The sequence below is a fragment of the Micromonospora sp. I033 genome (assembly GCF_053890995.1).
Window position 1 is genome coordinate 1 of the sequence record NZ_JBSSLX010000114.1, and the last position, 17,901, is coordinate 17,901.

The window sequence follows — 17,901 nt, forward strand, 5'->3', positions numbered from 1 at the left end:
AGCGCCTCGGTCAGCTCGACGTCGTGGCACCGGTCGAGCCGGACGCCGGCGCGCAGCAGCGCCGGGTAGACGGCGGCGCCGGTGGCCCACACCCAGCGGGGCCGGTCGGCGGCCTCCCGGGCGGCCACCGCGGCGGCCAGGTCGGCCACCGGCTCGGCCGGGCCGGTGGGCCGGCCGGCCGCGTCGAGCGGTTGCAGGACTCCCCCGCCCCGCTCGTCCGACTCCACCGCCACCAGCACGGACGCGATTCTGCCCGGCCCCTCCGACAGATGCCGGAGGGGCCGGGCAGCGGGTCGCGCGGGTTACTTCCCGACGCCGGCCGTGAGGCCGGACTGCACCTGGCGCTGGAACACGATGTACACGATCAGCACCGGCAGCATCGCCATGGTGACCCCGGCGAAGAGGCCGGACCAGTCGGACTTGTAGCCCTGGTTGACCGACAGCTCGATCAGCCCCTGGGCGATCACCTGGTGCTTCGGCTCACCCGACACCGACTGCATGAGCAGGGTCGGCAGGTACCACTGGTTCCACTGACCGAGCACGTTGAAGATGCCGATGCTGATCAGGCCCGGCTTGGCCATCGGCAGCATGACGCTGAAGAAGGTGCGGGTGTGCGAGGCGCCGTCGACCTGGGCCGCCTCGGCGATCGAGTCGGGCAGCGTCCGGAAGAACGAGTGCATGAAGAAGACGGTGAACGACAGCGACCAGGCCACGTAGACCAGGATCAGCGTGAGGTGCTTGTTCGGGCCGAGCAGCGGGAACACCACGTTCATGTTGTAGACGCCCTTGAACAGCGGCACCGCGGCGAGGTAGATCGGCAGGGTCAGCCCCGACAGGAACATCCAGTAGATCAGCCGGTTGCCCCGGAACTCGTAGCGGGCCAGCGCGTACGCCGCCATCGAGCCCAGCAGCATCGTCAGGGTCACGCTGAAGATGAGCACGAGCAGCGTGTTCAGGAAGAAACTGTCGATGCCGGCCGTCCAGGCCCGGGCGAAGTTGTCCCACTGCAGCGACTTCGGGAACAGCGACAGCGGCTCGCGGATCACTTCCGAGTCGGTCTTGAGTGCGGACATCACCACCCACAGCAGTGGGTAGATCACCATCAGGGCCCACACCACCAGGAACAGGTGGGAGAAGCCGTTGAAGATCCGGGAACCCCATCCGGGCCGGTGCGCGTTCCGGCCCGCGGGCGCGGTGCGGGGCGGGGTGGCCTGGCCGGCCCGGTCGAGATCGTGCGTCGCCGTGCTCATCGTCGCGCCTCCTTCAGAACTCGATACGGTCACGACGGGTGATCCTCAGCTGGAGGGCGGCCAGCAGGATGGTGAAGATGGCCAGCGCCACGGCGATCGCACAGGCGTAGCCGAACTGGCCCTTCTGGAACGCGTTGAACTGGATCACCGACGCGAAGATCTCACTGGCGTGGTTCGGGCCGCCCTGGCTCGGCGTCATGACGAACACCAGGGCGTACATGTCCAGGGCGATGAAGCCCAGGTAGACCCAGGCGACCGAGATGGTGTCCCGGAGCAGCGGAAGGGTGACCCGGAAGAACGTGTGGAACCGGCCCGCCCCGTCCAGGATCGCCGCCTCGTAGATGTCCTTCGGGATCGACTGCATGGCCGCGGAGAACAGCACCATGTAGAAACCGGCGCCGCTCCACACCGCGATCAGCAGCAGCCACCAGAGCACCGCCGGGATGCCGAGGAACGGCTCCGGGTCGGCGGTGAACGCGATCGGGTTCTCCGCGTCGACGATCCCGATCTTGATGAGCAGGCCGTTGATCAGGCCCTGGCCGTCGGTCCGGTAGATCTGCTGCCACATGACGGCGATGACGACCAGCGACAGCACCTGCGGGAAGAAGAAGATGACCTTGTAGAGGGCGGAGCCGAACACCCCGCGGATGCCGGCCCTGTCCTCGCGTCCGCCCACGTTGAGCAGGAACGCGAGGAACAGGGCCAGCGCGATGGTGAACAGCGGCACGGTGACCAGGAAGAAAACGTTGTGCCAGAACGCCTTCCGGATCAGCTCGTCGGAGAGCAGCCGGACGTAGTTGTCCAGCCCGACGAAGCGCTGGGAGTTCGAGTAGCCACCCCAGTCGGTCAGCGAATATCCCGCCGCCTGCGCGAACGGCCACACCACGTAGAACAGGTACAGCGCGACGGGCAGGGCCAGGAAGCCCGTGACGAAACGCGCGACTCCGTGCCGCATTGGACTCACTCTCTCCGTCGGATCAGGCGGTGCGGGTCTGCTTCTTGATCGACGAGTCCTTGGCGACCTTGTCGGCGGCCGCCTGCATCTTGTCGACGAACTGCTGCGCGGTGAGCCGGCCGGCCATCAGCTCCTCGGAGAGGTTCTGGCTCTCCTTGTCCAGGTCGGCGTAGAAGTCCTGGAACTTGACCGAGATCAGCTCGGTGCCGCCGTTCTTCATCAGGGTGTTGGCGCTGGCGAGCGCGGTGTCCTGCACGTTGTCGCCGGAGCCCTTGGTGGAGGCCAGCGACTTGGTCAGCTCGGCGAACTTGGCCGAGCCGGCCTTCGACAGCATCGCCCGCAGGAACTCCTTCGCGGCCTCCTTGTTGGGGGCCTTGCTCGGCACGACGAAGCCCTCACCGGACGCGGCGAACACGTCCTTCGGCGCCTTGTCGTCCGCGTTGTGCCAGTAGTCGGACAGCGTCAGCTCGAAGCCCGGCGGGATGGTCGCGGACATCTCGTTCTTCAGCCAGGTGCCGACCTGGATGAACGCCGCCTTGCCGTCGAGCCAGGCCTGCTGCGACTGGGTGTGGTCCAGCTTGCCCGGCAGCAGCAGCCGGTCCTTGACCAGCTTCTCCCACGGCTCCAGCGCCTTGACGACGCCGTCGGCCTTCCAGGCGTTCTCCTTCAGGTTGTCGATGTCGACGACGACCTGCTTGCCGCAGGTCTTCCAGATGCTCGCCATGAGCGCCCAGCGCGGGTAGTAGCCGTGCACGGCGTCGTGCACGTACGGCGCCATGCCCTTGGCCTTGATCTTCGGGGCCAGGGCGAAGAACTCGTCCCAGGTGGCCGGCGCCTGCCAGCCCTCCTTCTTGAACAGCGCCGCGTTGTACCAGTTGCCCCACACCGTGTACGCCACGTTCACGACGTAGAACTTGCCGTTCTGGGTGCCGTCGCCGACCGTGCCCGGCAGCAGCGAGTCCGCGACGGTGCCCTCGCTGTCCCAGGCGGGCGCGGTGAGCAGGTCGTCGAGCGGCTCGATGGCGCCCTCGTTGATCAGCGTGCTGCGGTCCATCATGTCGGCGCCCGAGTTCATGACCAGGTCACTCGGCTGCGTCGCCATCTTCGGCTGCTCTTCGGTCTTGATCTTCTGCGTCGAAGACATGTTGACCGTGACGTTCGGGTGCTTGGCGTTGAAGATGACCTTGTCTTCCTTGGCCCACTGGTCGCCCAGGCCGCCGTTGAAGACCACCACCTTGACGGCGCTGCCGTCCTTCACACCGAACGGGTTGTCCTTGCTCTTGGCCGCGCCGCCGTTGTCCGACTTCTCCGGCTCGCTGCCGGCGCAGGCGCTGAGCAGGCCCATCGCCGGTGCGGCGAGGAGGCCGGCCGCGGCGGCCCGCTGGAGCAGGGTCCGGCGGCTGAGGTCGCCGAGGTTCTCGGGGGTAACCGACATCTCTGTCTCTCCTTGTGTGACGGGTCAGGCGGTTCGCCGGAGGCGCCCGGCGTACCGCGACTCGAGGGCGAGGTTGTGCTCGTCCCCACCGGGGACGTTGGCGGAGAGGTAGATAGGGGGTACCTCCCCGGCCTGGTGGAACCGTCGTACGACCTCGGCGGTCAGCAGCTGCGCCAGCAGCGCCGCGGTGACCGACGAGACCGCACAGACCGCGCCGCCGCCCTCGAGCGGCAGCAGTGCGTCGCCGTACGGCGCGCCGTTGTCCAGCACGACGTCGGCGAGGTCGGCGAGCCGCCGGCCGGACGGGTGCCGCGGGGCGACCCGTGCGGTGTGCTCGACCGAGGTGACCGCGATCAACGGGTGGCCGTGCTCCCGGACCAGCGCCGCCAGCTCGACCACCGAGCCGTTGATGCCGGACTGGGAGGCGACCACGAACACGTCCTCCGGCTGCGGCGCCGCCAGGGCGTAGAGCTGGTGCGCCACGGCCGGGTCGCGTTCCAGCTTGGGGTCGGCGAGCACGTCGCGGGGCGCGTCGCCGTGCAGCACGAGGTCGTGCAGGGAGAGTCGGTTGGTGGGGACCAGGCCGCCGGCCCGGGCCACCAGCTCGGCGGCGAACGCCTCGGAGTGGCCGGCGCCGAACGCCTGGAGCACCCCGCCGGCACGCAGCCCGCCGGCGATCACGTCGGCCGCCCGGTCGACCGCCTCCGCCTGGGTGTCGACCAGCCGGTCGAGCACCGGGCGGACGGCGTCCGCGTACCGCTGGGCACTGATCATGAGGTGGCCCCCTTCTCGGCCTTGTGCCCGTCGACGGCCTGGGCGGTACGCCGGAAGGCCGCGTGGGCGCGGTCGTGGGTGCGCTGCGCCACCGCGATGTAGAGCAGGTCGAGCACGACGAGCTGGGGGTGCCGCGCCGAGAGCGCGTCGGGCCGGAAGGTGGTGGCCTGGCTGGCCGTGACCAGCACGATGTCGGCCAGCTCGGCCAACGGCGAGCGGGGGAAGCCGGTCAGCGCGATCGTGGTGGCTCCCCGGCTGCCCGCCTCGGCGAGCATCTCGATGGTCTCCCGGGTCTGCCCGGTGTGCGAGATGCCGAGCGCGACGTCGCCGACGCCGAGCAGCGCGGCGCTGGCCAGCCCCTCGTGCACGTCGCTCCAGGCCCAGGCGGCCACCCCGATGCGGTGCAGGCTGAACTGCATCTCCTCGCCGACCAGGGCGCTGCCGCTGGCGCCGAAGATGTTCACCCGGCTGGCCCCGGCGATGGCCACCGCCGCCCGCTCCACCTCGCCGAGGTCGAGCAGCGCGGCCGTGTCGTGCATGGCCCGGGTGTCGGCGGCCATGATCTGGTCGAGCACCCGGGACAGCGGGTCGCTCGGCTGGATCTCCCGGCCGATGTCGACCGTCCAGCCCGCCGAGCGGGCCCGGCCGGTCTCGGCGGCGATGCCGAGCCGCAGGTCGGCGTAGCCCTCGAAGCCCATGGCCCGGCAGAACCGGGTGATGGTCGCCGGTGAGGTGCCGCTACGCTCGGCCAACTCGACGATGGTGGCCCGGGCCGCCGCCTCCGGATCGCTGAGCACGTGCTCGGCGACCCGGCGCAACGCCCCCGTCAGCTCCCCCGCCCCGGCCCGGACCCTGGCCAGCACGCCGTCGGAGGAGACGATCACCGCACCCCGCCGGTCGACCGCGTCGGCGTCGACCACCGCGGTCCCCGCGGGGGTGTCCACCTCGTGATCAACCATGGGACGCCTTTCCGAAAAGAGTGTTAACTGTTAGTGGTAAAAGTTCTTACTGACAGCCCCTCCGTGTCAAGGCCGTGGGCGAAGTTTTCAAACTGTTACCTGGCGCACAGCCCGGATCTTGCGCCCGGAAGCGCGGCCGACCAGCATGAAGGGATGTCGGACACCGTCGTGGTCGGCCTCGACGTCGGGGGTACGTCCACCCGCGCCACCGCCCTCAGCCTCGACGGGACACGCCTCGGCGCCGGCCGCGCCGGCGGGGGCAATCCGACCAGCCACGGCGCCGAGCGGGCCGCCGCCGAACTCCTCGCCGCGCTGCGCGCCGCCCTCGCCGACTTCGACCCGACCCGGGTCCGCGCCGGCGTCATCGGGCTGGCCGGGGCCGGCCGCCTCCTCGCCGACCCGCAGGGCCGGGCCGCCTTCGACCAGGCCTGGGCCGACGCCGGCCTGCGCTGCCCCTACACGGTGCACGGCGACGCCCTGGTCGCCTACGCCTCCGGCACGGCGGCCCCGCACGGCACTGTGCTCATCGCCGGCACCGGCGCGATCGCCGCCCAGGTACGCGACTTCCGCCTCGACCGCACCGCCGACGGGCACGGCTGGCTGCTCGGCGACGCCGGCTCCGGGTTCTGGCTGGGCCGGGAGGCCGTCCGCCGGCTGCTCACCGACCTCGACCGAGCCGACCCGCCGGGCGACCTGGCCCGCCGCGTGCTCGCCGAACTGACCGGGACCACCGAGGTGGCCGCCCGCCCCCGGGCGACCGCCGAGGCGGTGGTGCAGGCGGTGACCCGGCGACCGCCGGTCGAGCTGGCCCGGCTCGCCCCGCTGGTCGTCGCGGCGGCCCGCGACGGCGAGCCGACCGGCGTGGCCCTGGTCGCCGAGGCGGCCGCGCTGCTGGCCGAGAGCGCCTCCCGGATCCGGCCGCCCGGCGCGACCGACCCGGTGGTGCTCGGCGGCGGCCTGCTCACCGGGGACACCCCGCTGGCCGCCGCGGTCCGCGACGAGCTGGCCCGCCGATGGCCGGACGCCCCGCCGTACAGCGCCGGAGACGGAGCCGCCGCGGCCGCCTGGCTGGCCGCCCGCGCCCTGCCCGAGGTGGCCGATCCAGCGGCGCTGCACGCCCTGCTGGTCCCGCCGGCCTGACCACCGCACCGCCGCTCCCGCCGGTCCGACGCCGCCCTCGGCCGCATCCACCAGTCCGACGCCGATCACGCCCGCAGCTCCTGCCGGTCCGACGCCGCACCCTGCCGCACCCACCGGTGCGACGCCGCACGGGCCGCTTCCGCTGGCCTGGCACCGCAGGCCACTTTCCGGGCGCGACAGCCAGCTCGGCGTGGCACCTGCGTCGGTGCCCGCCCGGGCCCTCCGTTGTTGTTCGTGGCAGGCCTCAGGACGCCAAGATCTCCGCGGTCAGGCGCGTGCGGTCCGGCGCTCGTCGGATCTTGGCGAGTTATCGTTCGTAGCGGACGGCAAGTCGCCAAGATCTGCGGAGTTCACCCGCAGCCGGCCGGATCCCGGGTGCCGAGGCGGGCGTGTGGTGCCGGCTTGGCGAGTCGGGCTCGGTGCTGGGCGCCGCTATCGAGCTGACGTCACCAACGACTCAGCTCGACAGCGCGTTGAGCAGGGACCACCGGCCGGCGGAGAGGGCCCGGCGCAAGCCCGGTCGGCGGAACGGGCGGGCTCGGCCCGCACGTTCGACGGGTGATCAGAATCGGTCGTGGTGGCCGACGAGCGGCTCGGCGGCCGGATGGCCGCAGCCCGCCTGATCGCCGAACTGGGTGTATCCCGGGCATTCTTACCCCGCCACCTCGACGAAGTGGTGACCGACCCTTCAGGCATGCGGCATCCCATCACCCCACCCCCAAGCGGCACGCCGGGCCACACTGCGACACCAAGAAGCGGGCCGGTCGACGAGGCGTCGACCGGCCCGCTTCGCGGTGCGGGGTTCAGGCGTTCGGGTAGCCCGGGTGCGCCTGCGGCTGGCCGTACTGGCCCTGGGGCTGACCGTACTGGCCCTGCGGCCCCGGCTGGCCGTACTGCCCCTGCGGCTGGCCGTACTGGCCCTGCGGCCCCGGCTGGCCGTACTGCCCCTGCGGCTGGCCGTACTGGCCCTGGGGAGCCGGCTGGCCGTACTGGTCCTGCGGGGCCGGCTGCTGCGGGGCCTGGCCGTAGTGGCCCTGCGGCGCCTGCCCGTACGGGGCGGGCTGGCCCTGCGGCGCCGGCCAACCCTGAGCCGGCTGGCCCGGGGCGGTCGGGGCGAACTGGCCGGGCTGGGACGCACCGGCGAACTGGTGCGCCGCCGCCTGCTCGCGGGCCTCCTTGCGGGCCTTCACGGCGCGCACGATCAGCAGGATCGGCAGGATGAAGACGTAGAAGAAGATCCGGTAGGAACCGCCCTCGAAGAGGAACATCAGGTAGAAGCCGTAGGCGAAGAAGGCCAGGCCGATGACCACGTTGAGGATCCGGGCACCGGTGCCCTGCTCCTTGATGGCGATGCCGACGGCGACCATCGCGATGCCGCCGAGCAGCAGCAGCAGGTCGTAGATGAGGAAGAACATGAGATCCCTGTCAATCGGTGAAGGTGCCGGCCCACGATAAGGGAGCCCTCAGCGGTCGCGCTGCCCCGTTGCCTGTGGCAACCAACACCTCACCGGCCGCCGGCACCTCACTTGAGCTGCCCGGCGGTGAGGCCCGCCTGGATCTGCCGCTGGAAGGCCACGTAGACCACCAGCACCGGCAGTACCGCGATGGTCAGGCCGGCGAAGAGCTGGGCGTAGTCGCCGGCGTACCCCTGGTTGACGGCGAGCGCGTTGAGCCCCTGGGCGAGCATCCACTTCGACTCGTCGCCCTGCATGAGCACCTGCGGGAGCAGGAACTGGTTCCAGTGGCTGAGGAAGTTGAAGATGCCCACGCTGATCAGTCCCGGACGGGCCATCGGCAGCATCACCCGGAAGAAGAGCCGGAAGTGGCCGCAGCCGTCGATCAGCGCCGCCTCGGCGACCGTGGTCGGCAGGGTGCGGAAGAACGCGGTCAGGAAGAACACCGTGAACGGCAGCGAGTAGGCGGTGTAGACCAGGATCAGGCCGGTCCAGGTGCCGAAGAGACCGGCGTTGCGGACCACGAAGAAGAGCGGCACCAGGGCGAGGAAGACCGGGAACATCATCCCGCCCACGAACAGGTAGTAGACCACCTGCCGGCCGCGGAACTCGTAGCGCGCGAAGACGTACGCGGCGGTCGCGCCGAGCAGCATGGTCAGGCTCAGCGAGCCGGCCACCACCACGCCGCTGTTGACGAAGTAGCGACCGATGTGGGCCTTGGTCCAGGCCCGGGCCCAGTTGTCCAGGTGCAGCGCCTCCGGCAGCCCCCACGGGTCGGCGAGGATCTCGCCGTTGCTCTTCAGCGAGCTGAGCACCATCCAGGCCAGCGGCAGCACGGTCATGGCCGCCCAGAGCATCAGGAAGCTGTGCGAGAAGACGTTGGCCACACCCAGCTCGCGCCGCGGCGGCCGGTCGGCCGTCCGTGCCGTGGCGGTGACCGGCGCCGGCCGGGTGCCGGTGTCCACACTGCTCATGAGTACTCGATCCGATCGCGCCGAGCGGCCCGCAGCGCCAGCACCGCCACCGACAGGGTCAGGAAGAACATCACCACGCCGATCGCCGAGGCGTAGCCGAACTTGGTCTCGCTGCCGAACGCGGTGTCGTACATCCGGTTGCCGATCACGTCGGAGGAGAAGTTCGGGCCGCCGTTGGTCATGAGCTGGACCAGGATGAACCCGTCCAGCGCGGCGATGGCGAGATAGATCCAGGCCACCTGGACGGTGTCCCAGAGCAGCGGGATGGTGATCTTCCGCAGCATCACCGCCCGGGACGCCCCGTCGAGCATCACGGCCTCGTAGATGTCGCGCGGGATGGCCTGCATGGCCGCGCCGAAGAGGACCACGTAGAAACCCACGTTGCTCCACACCATCACGGCCAGTACGCACCAGAAGGCGAACCGCGGGTCGCCCAGCCACGCCGGCGTGGGCAGGCCGAGCGCGTGCAGCGCGCCGTTGAGCAGGCCGCTGCGCGGGTTGTAGATCTCCTTCCACAGCAGCGCGATGATCACCACCGAGAGCACCTGCGGGAAGAAGTAGACGAGCTGGTAGAGCGCGGTGCCCCGGACGCCGGTCACGCCGGCCCGGCCCTTGCGGCCGCCCATGGTGAGCATGGTGGCGAAGAACAGGCCGAGCGCGATGGTCAGCACCGGCACCACGAGGAGCAGGACCGCGTTGTTCGTCAACGCGTTCCAGACGTAACCGTCGTGCAGCAGGGTGCGGAAGTTCGCCAGGCCCACCGGGTCGGCCTGCGCCGAGTAGCCCAGCCAGTCGGTGGTCGAGATCTGAAAGGCCTGGAGGTACGGCGAGAGCACGAAGACGCCGTACAGCACGAGCGGCGGCAGCAGAAAGCTGACGATCAGCGGGTATCTGCCATGTCGCACCTGGCGACCCCTCCCTGGTTCGACCGGTGGGGGTGGGCGGACCCACCCCCACCGGGGCACGTCACGCGGCCCGCTTGTACTTCTTGATCGAGCTGTCCTGGGCGATCGAGTCGGCGCCCTTCTGGCACTGGTCGAGGAACTCGGCGGGCCCGATCCGGCCGCTGAAGAACTCGCCGCAGGCGGCGTCGACCAGGTTGCGCTCGAGCTTGCGGTAGTAGTTGTTGTAGACCCAGTTGAACCCGTTGGACCCGGACGCCTCCAGCGCCTTGACCACGGTGCTCAGGCCGAACGGCAGCTCGACGCCCTCGGTCGTGCCGGCCACCACGGTGAGGCTGGCGACCTTCTTGGTGAAGTCCTGGGCGCCCTTCTTGGACAGCATGGTCCGGAAGTACTCCAGCCCGCCGGCCACGTTCTTGGCCTTGGCCGGAACGATGAACGGCTCGCCCGCGGTGCCCCGGATCGCCTCGAACGGCAGCTTGTCGCCGCTGCCCAGGCTCGGGGTCGGCGCCACGGTCATGTTGAAGCCGGCCGGGGTGACGTCCTTCTGCTCGCTCTCCAGCCAGGAGCCGCAGGAGATGAAGGCGGCCTTGCCCTGGCACCAGGCGGTCTGCGACTGCTTGTGGTCCAGGCCGGGCGAGCCCTCCAGGATGTACTTGTCCTTGACGATCTGGTGCCAGGCGTCCGCGGCGGCCTTCATGGCGTCGGACTTCCAGGCGTTGGGCTCCAGGTTGTCGATGGCCAGCGCCACCGAGGGCCCGCCGAACTTGATCGCCGTGGAGATCAGCGGCCAGCTCATGTAGCGGGGGTGCACGCCGGCGTACGTCCAGGGGGCGATGCCGGCGGCCTTGATCTGCTTGCAGAGCGCGATGTGCTCGTCCCAGGTCTTGGCGTACTGCCAGCCGCGGTCGGCGAAGAGCTTGGTGGAGTGCCAGATGCCGTACACCGTGTAGGTGTAGTTCATCACCAGGAACTTGCCGTCGTACGAGCCGACCTCGACGGCGCCCGGGAGCAGGGTGTCCTTGACCGTCTTGCCGGGGATGTCGAGGCTGGGCGCGGCGAGCAGGTCGCCGAGGTCGGCCAGGGCGTTCTGCGAGACCAGGCCGTTGGGGTCGATCTGGCCGGCGCCGGAGTTGTTCACCACGTCCGGCGGGGTGCCGTCGACGAAGCGCGGCTGGAGCGTCTTGTTGATCTCCTGGGTGGCCGAGTGCTCGATCTCCGCCTTCGGGTACTTCTCCTTGTACATGGCCTCGTGGGACTTGGCGTACTCCTCGCCGAAGCCGCCGTTGAAGATCACCACCTCGAGCGGGGCGTCCTCCTTGACACCGAGCGGGTTCTGCTCGCTCTTGGTGCCCTTGTAGGCGCCGGAGTCGCCCTTGTCGTCGTCGCCACCGGAGGTGGCGCAGCCGGCGAGCAGGCCGGCGGCGGGGGTGGCCAGCAGTCCGGCGGCGGCGCTGCGCCGGAGGATCTCACGCCTGTTCATCGCATCTCCTCGGTTCGGGTGCGCGCGGCCCGCCTGAGTCTGGGGGAACGGCGGCCGCGACGTCGAGGCTCTGGGTGTCAGCTGTCGCTTGTCTTCACTTAATGTGATGTTGCTGAAGAATTTCTACGGCAGCGCGGCCCGGACCACAAGACCTCAGGACCGAACCGTTATCCGCACCGGCCGGCGGCGGCTGGCATAGCCTGGGGCCATGCGCCGCCTCCGGCAGCTCGCCGAGCGCACGCCGGCCGGCCGGGAGCGCTATGTCGACCTGCTCCGGGCGCTCGCCATCACCATGGTCGTGCTCGGCCACTGGGGCGTGACCGTCATCGGGTACGACCGGGCCGGCCGCCCCACCGGCCATTCCGCCCTCGGCGACCTGCCCTGGGCCTGGCCGCTGACCTGGGTGGCCCAGGTGATGCCGGTGTTCTTCCTGGTCGGCGGCTACGCCAACGCCGCCTCGCTGGCCGCCCGCCGGAGCCGGGGAGGTACCGCCACCGGCTGGCTGGTCGACCGCAGCGCCCGGCTGGCCCGGCCGACCACCGCGCTGCTGGTGGTCCTGGCGGCCGGTGCCGGGCTGGCCACGCTGCGCGGCGCCGACCCCGACCAGGTCCGCACGGTGGTCTGGTTCGCCACCATCCCGCTCTGGTTCCTGGTCGCCTACCTGGTGGTGGTGCCACTGACCCCGCCGATGTACGCCCTGCACCGCCGCTTCGGGCTCGCCGTGCCGCTGGTGCTGGTCGCCCTGGTCGCGCTCGGCGACCTGGCGCGGATCCTCGGCCCCGAGGGCCGGGCCACCGGCAACTACCTGTTCGGCTGGCTGGCCGTGCACCAGCTCGGCTTCGCCTGGTACGACACCCGCGCCCCGGCCGGGAGCCCCGGGGGCCCGGCGCCGGTCGACGCGGAGCCGCGCGGCCCGCGCCGGCGCCGGCTGCCGCTGTCCCGCCGGGCGGGGTGGGCCCTGCTCGCGGGTGGGCTGGTCGCGCTGGTGCTCCTGACGGTGGTCGGGCCGTACCCGGTGTCGATGCTCAACGTGCCCGGCGAGCGGCTGGACAACACGGCCCCGCCGAGCCTGGCGCTGCTCGCCGTGGCGAGCGCCCAGCTCGGCCTGATCGTGCTGCTGCGGGAGCCGGCGGGGCGCTGGCTGCGCCGGTCCGGCCCCTGGCAGGCGGTGATCGCGGTGAACGCCGTGGTGCTCACCGTCTTCCTCTGGCACCTGACCGCGGCGGTGCTGCTGGTCGGGCTGCTGGACGCGCTCGGAGTGCTGCCCACTCCCCCGGTCGGCTCGGCGGCCTGGTGGGGCTGGCGGATCCCCTGGCTGCTCGCCCTCGCCGTGGTGCTGGCCGCGCTGGTCGCCGTCTTCGGCCCGATCGAGGCCCGCACCCGCCGCCCGCCCGCGACCGGTCCGGCCGGCGAGGGCGCCCGCCGGCTCCGCACCGCGCTGGCCGCCCTCGGGTACGCCGGGCTCGTCGCCGGGCTGCTGCTGAACAGCCTCACCCCCAAGGCCGCGCCCGAGCCGCTGGGGCTGCCCGCCCCGGCGCTGGTGTCGTACCTGGCCGGGGCGGGGGTGCTGCGGCTGCTCAGGTCTGGGTGGGGAAACCGAGGTTGACCCCGCCGTGGCGCGGGTCGAGCCAGCGGCTGGTGACCACCTTGCCCCGGGTGAAGAACGCGACCCCGTCGGCGCCGTGCGCGTGCAGGTCGCCGAAGAGGGAAGCCTTCCAGCCGCCGAACGAGTAGTAGGCCATCGGCACGGGGATCGGCACGTTGACGCCGACCATGCCGACCTCCACCTCGTGCTGGTAGCGCCGGGCGGCCCCGCCGTCGTTGGTGAAGATCGCCGTGCCGTTGCCGTACGGGTTGGCGTTGACCAGCTCGACCGCCTCGTCGTACGAGCCGACCCGGACCACGCTGAGCACCGGGCCGAAGATCTCGTCGGTGTAGATCGACATCTCCGGGGTGACGTGGTCGAAGAGGGTCGGGCCGAGCCAGAACCCGTCGGCGTCCCCGTCCGGGGTCACCTCGCGCCCGTCCACCACCGGCACCGCGCCGGCCGCGACGCCGGACTCCACGTAGGAGCGGACCCGCTCGGCGTGCGCGGCGGTGACCAGCGGGCCCATGTCGCAGCCCCGCCGGCCGTCCCCGGTGCGCAGCCGGCCCATCCGCTCGGCGATCCGGGCGACCAGGGCGTCGGCCACCGGCTCCACGGCGACCAGCGCGGAGATCGCCATGCACCGCTCCCCGGCCGAGCCGAAGCCGGCGTTGACCGCCGCGTCGGCGGCCAGGTCCAGATCGGCGTCGGGGAGCACCACCATGTGGTTCTTCGCCCCGCCCAGCGCCTGCACCCGCTTGCCGGCCAGCGAGCCGCGCTGGTGCACGTACCGGGCCACCGGGGTGGAGCCGACGAACGACACCGCCTTCACGCCGGGGTGGTCGAGCAGCGCGTCGACCGCCTCCTTGTCGCCGTTGACCACGTTCAGCACGCCGTCCGGCAGCCCGGCCTCGGTGAACCACTCGGCCAGCAGCAGGGCCGCGCTCGGGTCCTTCTCGCTGGGCTTGAGCACCACGGCGTTGCCGCAGGCGACGGCGACCGGGACGAACCAGAGCGGCACCATCACCGGGAAGTTGAACGGGGAGATCACCGCCACCACGCCCAGCGGCTGCCGCAGGCTGTACGAGTCGACCTCGGTGGAGACGTTCTCGCTGAAACCGCCGCGCAGCGCCGAGGGGATGCCGCAGGCGTACTCGATCACCTCCAGGCCGCGCTGCACCTCGCCGGCGGCGTCCGCGAGGACCTTGCCGTGCTCGGCGGTGATCACCTCGGCGAGCCGGTCGCGCCGGGCGTTGACCAGCTCGCGGAAGGCGAACATGACTGCGGTCCGCTTGGCCAGCGAGGCGTCCCGCCAGGCGCGGGCGGCCCGCTCGGCCGCCTCGACCGCGCCCGCCACGTCGGCGGCGGAGGCCAGCGCCACCTGCCCGGTACGCCGCCCGGTGGCCGGGTCGAAGACGTCCCCGCGCCGCTCGGAGTCCCCGGTGACCCGCTTTCCGTCGACGAAGTGCCCGATCTGGTTCATGCCGCCACCTCCGCCGCCACCGAGGAGTGGATCGCCTCGACCAGGATGGCCAGGCCCTCGCGGGCCTCGTCCTCGGTCAGGGTCAACGGTGGGCCCATCCGCACCACGTTGCCGTGCAGGCCGCCCTTGCCGACCAGCAGGCCGCCCTCCCGGCAGGCCTCGAACACCCGGGTGGTGAGCGCCGGGTCGGGCTCGGTGGTGCCCGGACGGACGAACTCGACGCCGAGCATGAGGCCCTTGCCGCGGACCTCCGCGACGGAGTCGAGACCGGCGGTCGCGGCCCGCAGGCCGTCGCCGAGGATCGCGCCGACCCGCGCCGCGTTGGCCTGGAGGTCGTGGTCGAACAGGTAGTCGAGGACGGCGTTGCCGGCCGCCGTCGAGACCGGGTTGCCGCCGAAGGTGGAGAAGCTGATCGCCGGCACCGACTCCAGCACGTCGGCCCGGCCGACCACGCCGGCCAGGGCGAAGCCGTTGCCGACACCCTTGGCGAAGGTGAGCAGGTCCGGGGTGACCCCGTGCGCCTGGTAACCCCAGAAGTGCTCGCCGGTGCGGCCCCAGCCGGTCTGCACCTCGTCGGAGACGAGCAGGATGCCGTGCTCGTCGAGCACCTTCTTCCAGGCGGCGAAGAGCCCGTCCGGTGCGTGCACGAAGCCGCCGACGCCCTGGATCGGCTCGGCGATCAGGCAGGCCACGTCGCCGGCGGTCTGGGTGGCGAGCACCTCCCGCAGGTCCTCCACCGCCGCGTCGATCCGGTCGCCCTCGTCGAGCCGGGCCAGCAGGCCGCGCAGCCGCTCGCCGGAGTGCAGCCAGGCCACCTGGAGCGGGTTGAGCGCGCTGGCCGACCAGCCCCGGTTGCCGGTGACGCCCATGGCCGCGTACGACCGGCCGTGGTAGCTGTTGCGCACCGCGAGGATCTGGTGCGAGCGGCGGTAGTTGGTGGCGACGAGGAGCGCAGCCTCGTTGGCCTCGGTGCCGGAGTTGGTGAAGAAGACCCGGGCGTCGGGGATCCCGGAGACCCGGGCGATCTTCTCGGCCAGCTCGACCTGCTGCCGGATCAGGTAGAGCGTCGAGCTGTGCACGATGCCGGTGCGCAGTTGCCGTTCGACCGCCTCCCGGATCTCCGGGATGTCGTAGCCGACCATGTTGGTCAGCACGCCGCCGAAGAAGTCCAGGTAGCTGCGTCCGGCCGCGTCGGTCACCCGGCGGCCGGAGCCGGAGACCAGCTCGAGCGGTTCGGCGTAGTAGAGCGGCATCCAGGACGGGAGCACGGCCCGGTGTCGGGCCAGCAGGTCGTCGGAGGTCATCGGCGCACCCTTCAGCGGCGGTTGGTCCCCGCACGCTCTCACCACGGGGAGGCAGGGACAACTGTCACTGTGTAGCGCAGCGGGGCCGCCCACCTGACACCGCGTCAACCACCGCGCTGCGGTTTCCGGAGCGCAAACCGGCCTGCGCCCATCATTTCCCTGGCCGACGGGGCGCACGGCGACTCGATCCGCAGCGGGTGGACCGCGGCACCTACCCTGGGCCCGTCGCCGGCGGAGGGGAGCGTCATGCGGGTCGAGGAAGCCGTCGCCGAGCTGGCCCGGGTCGCCGCCCGGGAGGTGGGCCGGGGCAGCGAGGCGCTCGCCGTGCCGACGGCCGGCGGGCTGCTCACCGCCGCCCGGTCGCTCGCCGGCCCGCCCGCGCCGGACGCCGCCGTGCTCACCGGATTCTTCATCCCCGGCGCCGACCCGCCCGCCGCCGAGACCGACGGCCCGATCGGCGCCGTGCAGCTCGCCGCCGCGCTGCGCGCGCTCGGCGGGCAGGCCCGGCTGGTCACCGACGCGCCCTGCGCGCCCGTGGTCGAGGCCGCGATCGCCGCCGGCGCCCCGGGCGTCCCGCTCGACGTGGCGCCCCTGCGGGGGTACGACGACTGGGCCGCGACGATGCTGCCCCGGTACGCGCGCCTGTCGCACGTGATCGCCTGCGAGCGGGTCGGCCCGGGCGGCGACGGCCGGCCCCGCAACATGCGCGGCGAGGACATCGGCGGGCACAGCGCCCCGCTCGACCGGCTCTTCACCGCCGGGCCCGCCTTCCGGATCGGCATCGGTGACGGCGGCAACGAGCTGGGCATGGGCCTGCTGCCGGCCGAGCTGGTGGCGCGGGTGGTCGACCGGGGCGAGCGGATCCGCTGCGTGGTCGGCTGCGAGACGCTGCTGGTCGGCGGCACCTCCAACTGGGCCGCCGCCGCGCTCGTCGGGGCGCTGGCGGTGCTGCGCCCCGACGTGCCCGCCCTGCGTGACCTGCTCCGCCCCGAGTGGTCCGCCGAGGTGCTGACCGCGATCGTGGCGCGGGCCGGCGCCGTGGACGGCGTACGCCGGCGGGCGACGCCCAGCGTGGACGGCCTGGACTGGCCCGCGTACGCCGAGCCGCTGGCGCGGATCGCGGAGCTGGTGGCGGCCGCGGCCTGAACCGCGGCGGACCGCCCGGTCAGGTGGCGGCGGGGCGCTCGGGGCCGGGCAGCGGCCGGCGGCCGGGACGCGGCTCGGCGCGCTCCGGCCCGGGACGCGGCTCGGTGCGCTCCGGGCCAGGGCGCGGCTCGGTGCGCTGTCGACCAGGGCGTGGCTCGGCGCGGCCCGGGGCGGGGTGCCCGACGGGCGCGGCGGCCGGCCGGGCGGGACGGCGGCGGGGCAGGTGCAGGGCGGCGGAGACCAGCGCGAAGGCGGCCCAGCCGGCGGCCAGGGCGAGCGCCGGGGAGGCGCCCTGGAGGTAGTGGTAACCGGCCAGGAAGGCGATCAGGGCCAGGCTGTTGCGGGCGAAGTGCCGGCTGAACTCGGCGAGCTGGCGGCGGGCCTCGACGGCGACCAGCACCCCGGAGTAGGGGAAGGTGACCACCATGCCGCGCAGCAGCTCGCCGAGCAGCCCGGTGAGCAGCGCGCCGACGAAGATGACCACCAGCTTGACCGGCGCGGCGAGGCCGTCCCGCCGGGCGCCGGCCGGTTCCGGTGGCGGCGCGGCGGCGGCCCGGCGGCGCAGCAGCAGCATGGTCAGCGCCCAGAGCGCCACGGTGCCGGCCAGCGCCGCCTCGAACGGCACCGGCGCCGCCAGCACCCCGGCGCTGAGCGCCACGTAGACCGCGACGCCGGCCAGGTCGGCCAGCAGGATCGGCCAGCGCAGCCGGCGGTGGGTGACCGCCACGGTGACGAAGAAGAGGTTGAGGCCGACCACCCCGAGCAGCTGCGGCCCCTCCACCCGGTGGCCGGTGGTGACCAGGGCGAGGGTCATCGGCAGCGGCAGGCTGTAGACGAAGGCGCGCACCCGGACCGAGCGGATCACGCTGACCGCCCAGACCACGGCGGTCACCAGCAGCACCGCGCTCCACGTCATGACGCCTCAGTCCTGGAAGGTGGCGATGTCGGCGCAGAGCCGGAAGGCCCGGGTCAGCCGCTCCACGTCGGCCGGGTGGACGGAGAACTCGTTCTCGCTGATCTCGCCGTGCGCGGTCATCTTCGCCTCCCAGCAGCTCGA

At 72.3% G+C, this 17,901-nt stretch carries 15 protein-coding genes and 1 pseudogene; 3 read left to right on the plus strand and 13 right to left on the minus strand.

The genetic code is table 11. From position 1 onward, the window contains the following. The 6 genes and pseudogenes from ACW0Q9_RS19000 to ACW0Q9_RS19025 all read right to left on the minus strand — a co-directional run. Nucleotides 1–269, minus strand: a pseudogene (locus ACW0Q9_RS19000) (bifunctional 3'-5' exonuclease/DNA polymerase); the annotation flags it as partial. A 33-nt stretch (nt 270–302) separates the two neighbouring features. After that, nucleotides 303–1,250 (minus strand): carbohydrate ABC transporter permease, encoded by a 948-nt coding sequence (locus tag ACW0Q9_RS19005; RefSeq protein ID WP_456183107.1) that lies wholly within the window; start codon nt 1,248–1,250, stop codon nt 303–305. A 13-nt stretch (nt 1,251–1,263) separates the two neighbouring features. Next, the gene (locus ACW0Q9_RS19010) at nt 1,264–2,205 is read right to left on the minus strand and encodes a carbohydrate ABC transporter permease (protein ID WP_456183109.1); all 942 of its coding nucleotides are present in this window, start codon (nt 2,203–2,205) and stop codon (nt 1,264–1,266) included. A 22-nt stretch (nt 2,206–2,227) separates the two neighbouring features. Continuing rightward, nucleotides 2,228–3,640: an N-acetylglucosamine/diacetylchitobiose ABC transporter substrate-binding protein gene (gene ngcE / locus ACW0Q9_RS19015; protein ID WP_456183111.1), complete on the minus strand. Its 1,413-nt coding sequence runs from the start codon at nt 3,638–3,640 to the stop codon at nt 2,228–2,230. Nucleotides 3,641–3,664: 24 nt separating this feature from the next. Then, nucleotides 3,665–4,414, minus strand: a complete 750-nt coding sequence (locus ACW0Q9_RS19020; RefSeq protein WP_456183113.1) for a sugar isomerase domain-containing protein — start codon at nt 4,412–4,414, stop codon at nt 3,665–3,667. Then, a complete protein-coding gene (locus ACW0Q9_RS19025; RefSeq protein WP_456183115.1) occupies nt 4,411–5,373 on the minus strand; it encodes a MurR/RpiR family transcriptional regulator in 963 nt (320 codons plus the stop codon). The genes ACW0Q9_RS19020 and ACW0Q9_RS19025 overlap by 4 nt, the downstream gene beginning before the upstream one ends. A gap of 153 nt (nt 5,374–5,526) precedes the next feature. Here ACW0Q9_RS19025 and ACW0Q9_RS19030 point away from each other — a divergent pair, with 153 nt between their 5' ends. Further along, the gene (locus ACW0Q9_RS19030; RefSeq protein WP_456183117.1) at nt 5,527–6,513 is read left to right on the plus strand and encodes an N-acetylglucosamine kinase; all 987 of its coding nucleotides are present in this window, start codon (nt 5,527–5,529) and stop codon (nt 6,511–6,513) included. A gap of 803 nt (nt 6,514–7,316) precedes the next feature. Here ACW0Q9_RS19030 and ACW0Q9_RS19035 read toward each other — a convergent pair. The 4 genes from ACW0Q9_RS19035 to ngcE (ACW0Q9_RS19050) all read right to left on the minus strand — a co-directional run bounded on the left by ACW0Q9_RS19035 (nt 7,317) and on the right by ngcE (ACW0Q9_RS19050) (nt 11,326). Then, on the minus strand, nt 7,317–7,928 hold the full coding sequence (locus ACW0Q9_RS19035) for a hypothetical protein (protein ID WP_456183119.1): 612 nt from the start codon (nt 7,926–7,928) through the stop codon (nt 7,317–7,319). 107 nt (nt 7,929–8,035) lie between these two features. Continuing rightward, the gene (locus ACW0Q9_RS19040) at nt 8,036–8,941 is read right to left on the minus strand and encodes a carbohydrate ABC transporter permease (protein ID WP_456183121.1); all 906 of its coding nucleotides are present in this window, start codon (nt 8,939–8,941) and stop codon (nt 8,036–8,038) included. Next, nucleotides 8,938–9,846, minus strand: coding sequence for a carbohydrate ABC transporter permease (locus tag ACW0Q9_RS19045; RefSeq protein WP_456183123.1), 909 nt, complete (start codon nt 9,844–9,846; stop codon nt 8,938–8,940). The genes ACW0Q9_RS19040 and ACW0Q9_RS19045 overlap by 4 nt, the downstream gene beginning before the upstream one ends. Before the next feature lie 61 nt (nt 9,847–9,907). Next, a complete protein-coding gene (gene ngcE / locus ACW0Q9_RS19050; protein ID WP_456183125.1) occupies nt 9,908–11,326 on the minus strand; it encodes an N-acetylglucosamine/diacetylchitobiose ABC transporter substrate-binding protein in 1,419 nt (472 codons plus the stop codon). A gap of 208 nt (nt 11,327–11,534) precedes the next feature. On the opposite strand from ngcE (ACW0Q9_RS19050), the gene ACW0Q9_RS19055 reads away from it, so the two are divergent. Further along, a complete protein-coding gene (locus tag ACW0Q9_RS19055; protein ID WP_456183127.1) occupies nt 11,535–12,932 on the plus strand; it encodes an acyltransferase family protein in 1,398 nt (465 codons plus the stop codon). On the opposite strand, the gene ACW0Q9_RS19060 is transcribed toward ACW0Q9_RS19055, so the two are convergent. Further along, the gene (locus tag ACW0Q9_RS19060; protein ID WP_456183129.1) at nt 12,904–14,394 is read right to left on the minus strand and encodes a CoA-acylating methylmalonate-semialdehyde dehydrogenase; all 1,491 of its coding nucleotides are present in this window, start codon (nt 14,392–14,394) and stop codon (nt 12,904–12,906) included. The two genes, ACW0Q9_RS19055 and ACW0Q9_RS19060, sit on opposite strands and share 29 nt — an antisense overlap. Then, nucleotides 14,391–15,698, minus strand: coding sequence for an aspartate aminotransferase family protein (locus tag ACW0Q9_RS19065; RefSeq protein ID WP_456183131.1), 1,308 nt, complete (start codon nt 15,696–15,698; stop codon nt 14,391–14,393). Before ACW0Q9_RS19065 ends, ACW0Q9_RS19060 begins: the two co-directional genes overlap by 4 nt. Nucleotides 15,699–15,944: 246 nt before the next feature. On the opposite strand from ACW0Q9_RS19065, the gene ACW0Q9_RS19070 reads away from it, so the two are divergent. Beyond that, nucleotides 15,945–16,844 (plus strand): glutamate cyclase domain-containing protein, encoded by a 900-nt coding sequence (locus tag ACW0Q9_RS19070; RefSeq protein WP_456183133.1) that lies wholly within the window; start codon nt 15,945–15,947, stop codon nt 16,842–16,844. A gap of 19 nt (nt 16,845–16,863) precedes the next feature. Here ACW0Q9_RS19070 and ACW0Q9_RS19075 read toward each other — a convergent pair whose 3' ends face one another. Then, nucleotides 16,864–17,760, minus strand: a complete 897-nt coding sequence (locus ACW0Q9_RS19075) for a hypothetical protein (protein WP_456183135.1) — start codon at nt 17,758–17,760, stop codon at nt 16,864–16,866. Between the last annotated feature and the right edge of the window lie 141 nt (nt 17,761–17,901).

Coding starts and splice junctions, on each gene's coding strand:
- ACW0Q9_RS19035 (WP_456183119.1), bottom strand. CDS start 7,928: ATGTTCTTCCTCATCTACGACCTGCTGCTGCTGCTCGGCGGCATCGCG.
- ACW0Q9_RS19055 (WP_456183127.1), top strand. CDS start 11,535: ATGCGCCGCCTCCGGCAGCTCGCCGAGCGCACGCCGGCCGGCCGGGAG.
- ACW0Q9_RS19010 (WP_456183109.1), bottom strand. CDS start 2,205: ATGCGGCACGGAGTCGCGCGTTTCGTCACGGGCTTCCTGGCCCTGCCC.
- ACW0Q9_RS19040 (WP_456183121.1), bottom strand. CDS start 8,941: ATGAGCAGTGTGGACACCGGCACCCGGCCGGCGCCGGTCACCGCCACG.
- ACW0Q9_RS19075 (WP_456183135.1), bottom strand. CDS start 17,760: ATGACGTGGAGCGCGGTGCTGCTGGTGACCGCCGTGGTCTGGGCGGTC.
- ACW0Q9_RS19065 (WP_456183131.1), bottom strand. CDS start 15,698: ATGACCTCCGACGACCTGCTGGCCCGACACCGGGCCGTGCTCCCGTCC.
- ngcE (WP_456183125.1), bottom strand. CDS start 11,326: ATGAACAGGCGTGAGATCCTCCGGCGCAGCGCCGCCGCCGGACTGCTG.
- ACW0Q9_RS19030 (WP_456183117.1), top strand. CDS start 5,527: ATGTCGGACACCGTCGTGGTCGGCCTCGACGTCGGGGGTACGTCCACC.
- ACW0Q9_RS19070 (WP_456183133.1), top strand. CDS start 15,945: ATGCGGGTCGAGGAAGCCGTCGCCGAGCTGGCCCGGGTCGCCGCCCGG.
- ACW0Q9_RS19005 (WP_456183107.1), bottom strand. CDS start 1,250: ATGAGCACGGCGACGCACGATCTCGACCGGGCCGGCCAGGCCACCCCG.
- ngcE (WP_456183111.1), bottom strand. CDS start 3,640: ATGTCGGTTACCCCCGAGAACCTCGGCGACCTCAGCCGCCGGACCCTG.
- ACW0Q9_RS19025 (WP_456183115.1), bottom strand. CDS start 5,373: ATGGTTGATCACGAGGTGGACACCCCCGCGGGGACCGCGGTGGTCGAC.
- ACW0Q9_RS19060 (WP_456183129.1), bottom strand. CDS start 14,394: ATGAACCAGATCGGGCACTTCGTCGACGGAAAGCGGGTCACCGGGGAC.
- ACW0Q9_RS19020 (WP_456183113.1), bottom strand. CDS start 4,414: ATGATCAGTGCCCAGCGGTACGCGGACGCCGTCCGCCCGGTGCTCGAC.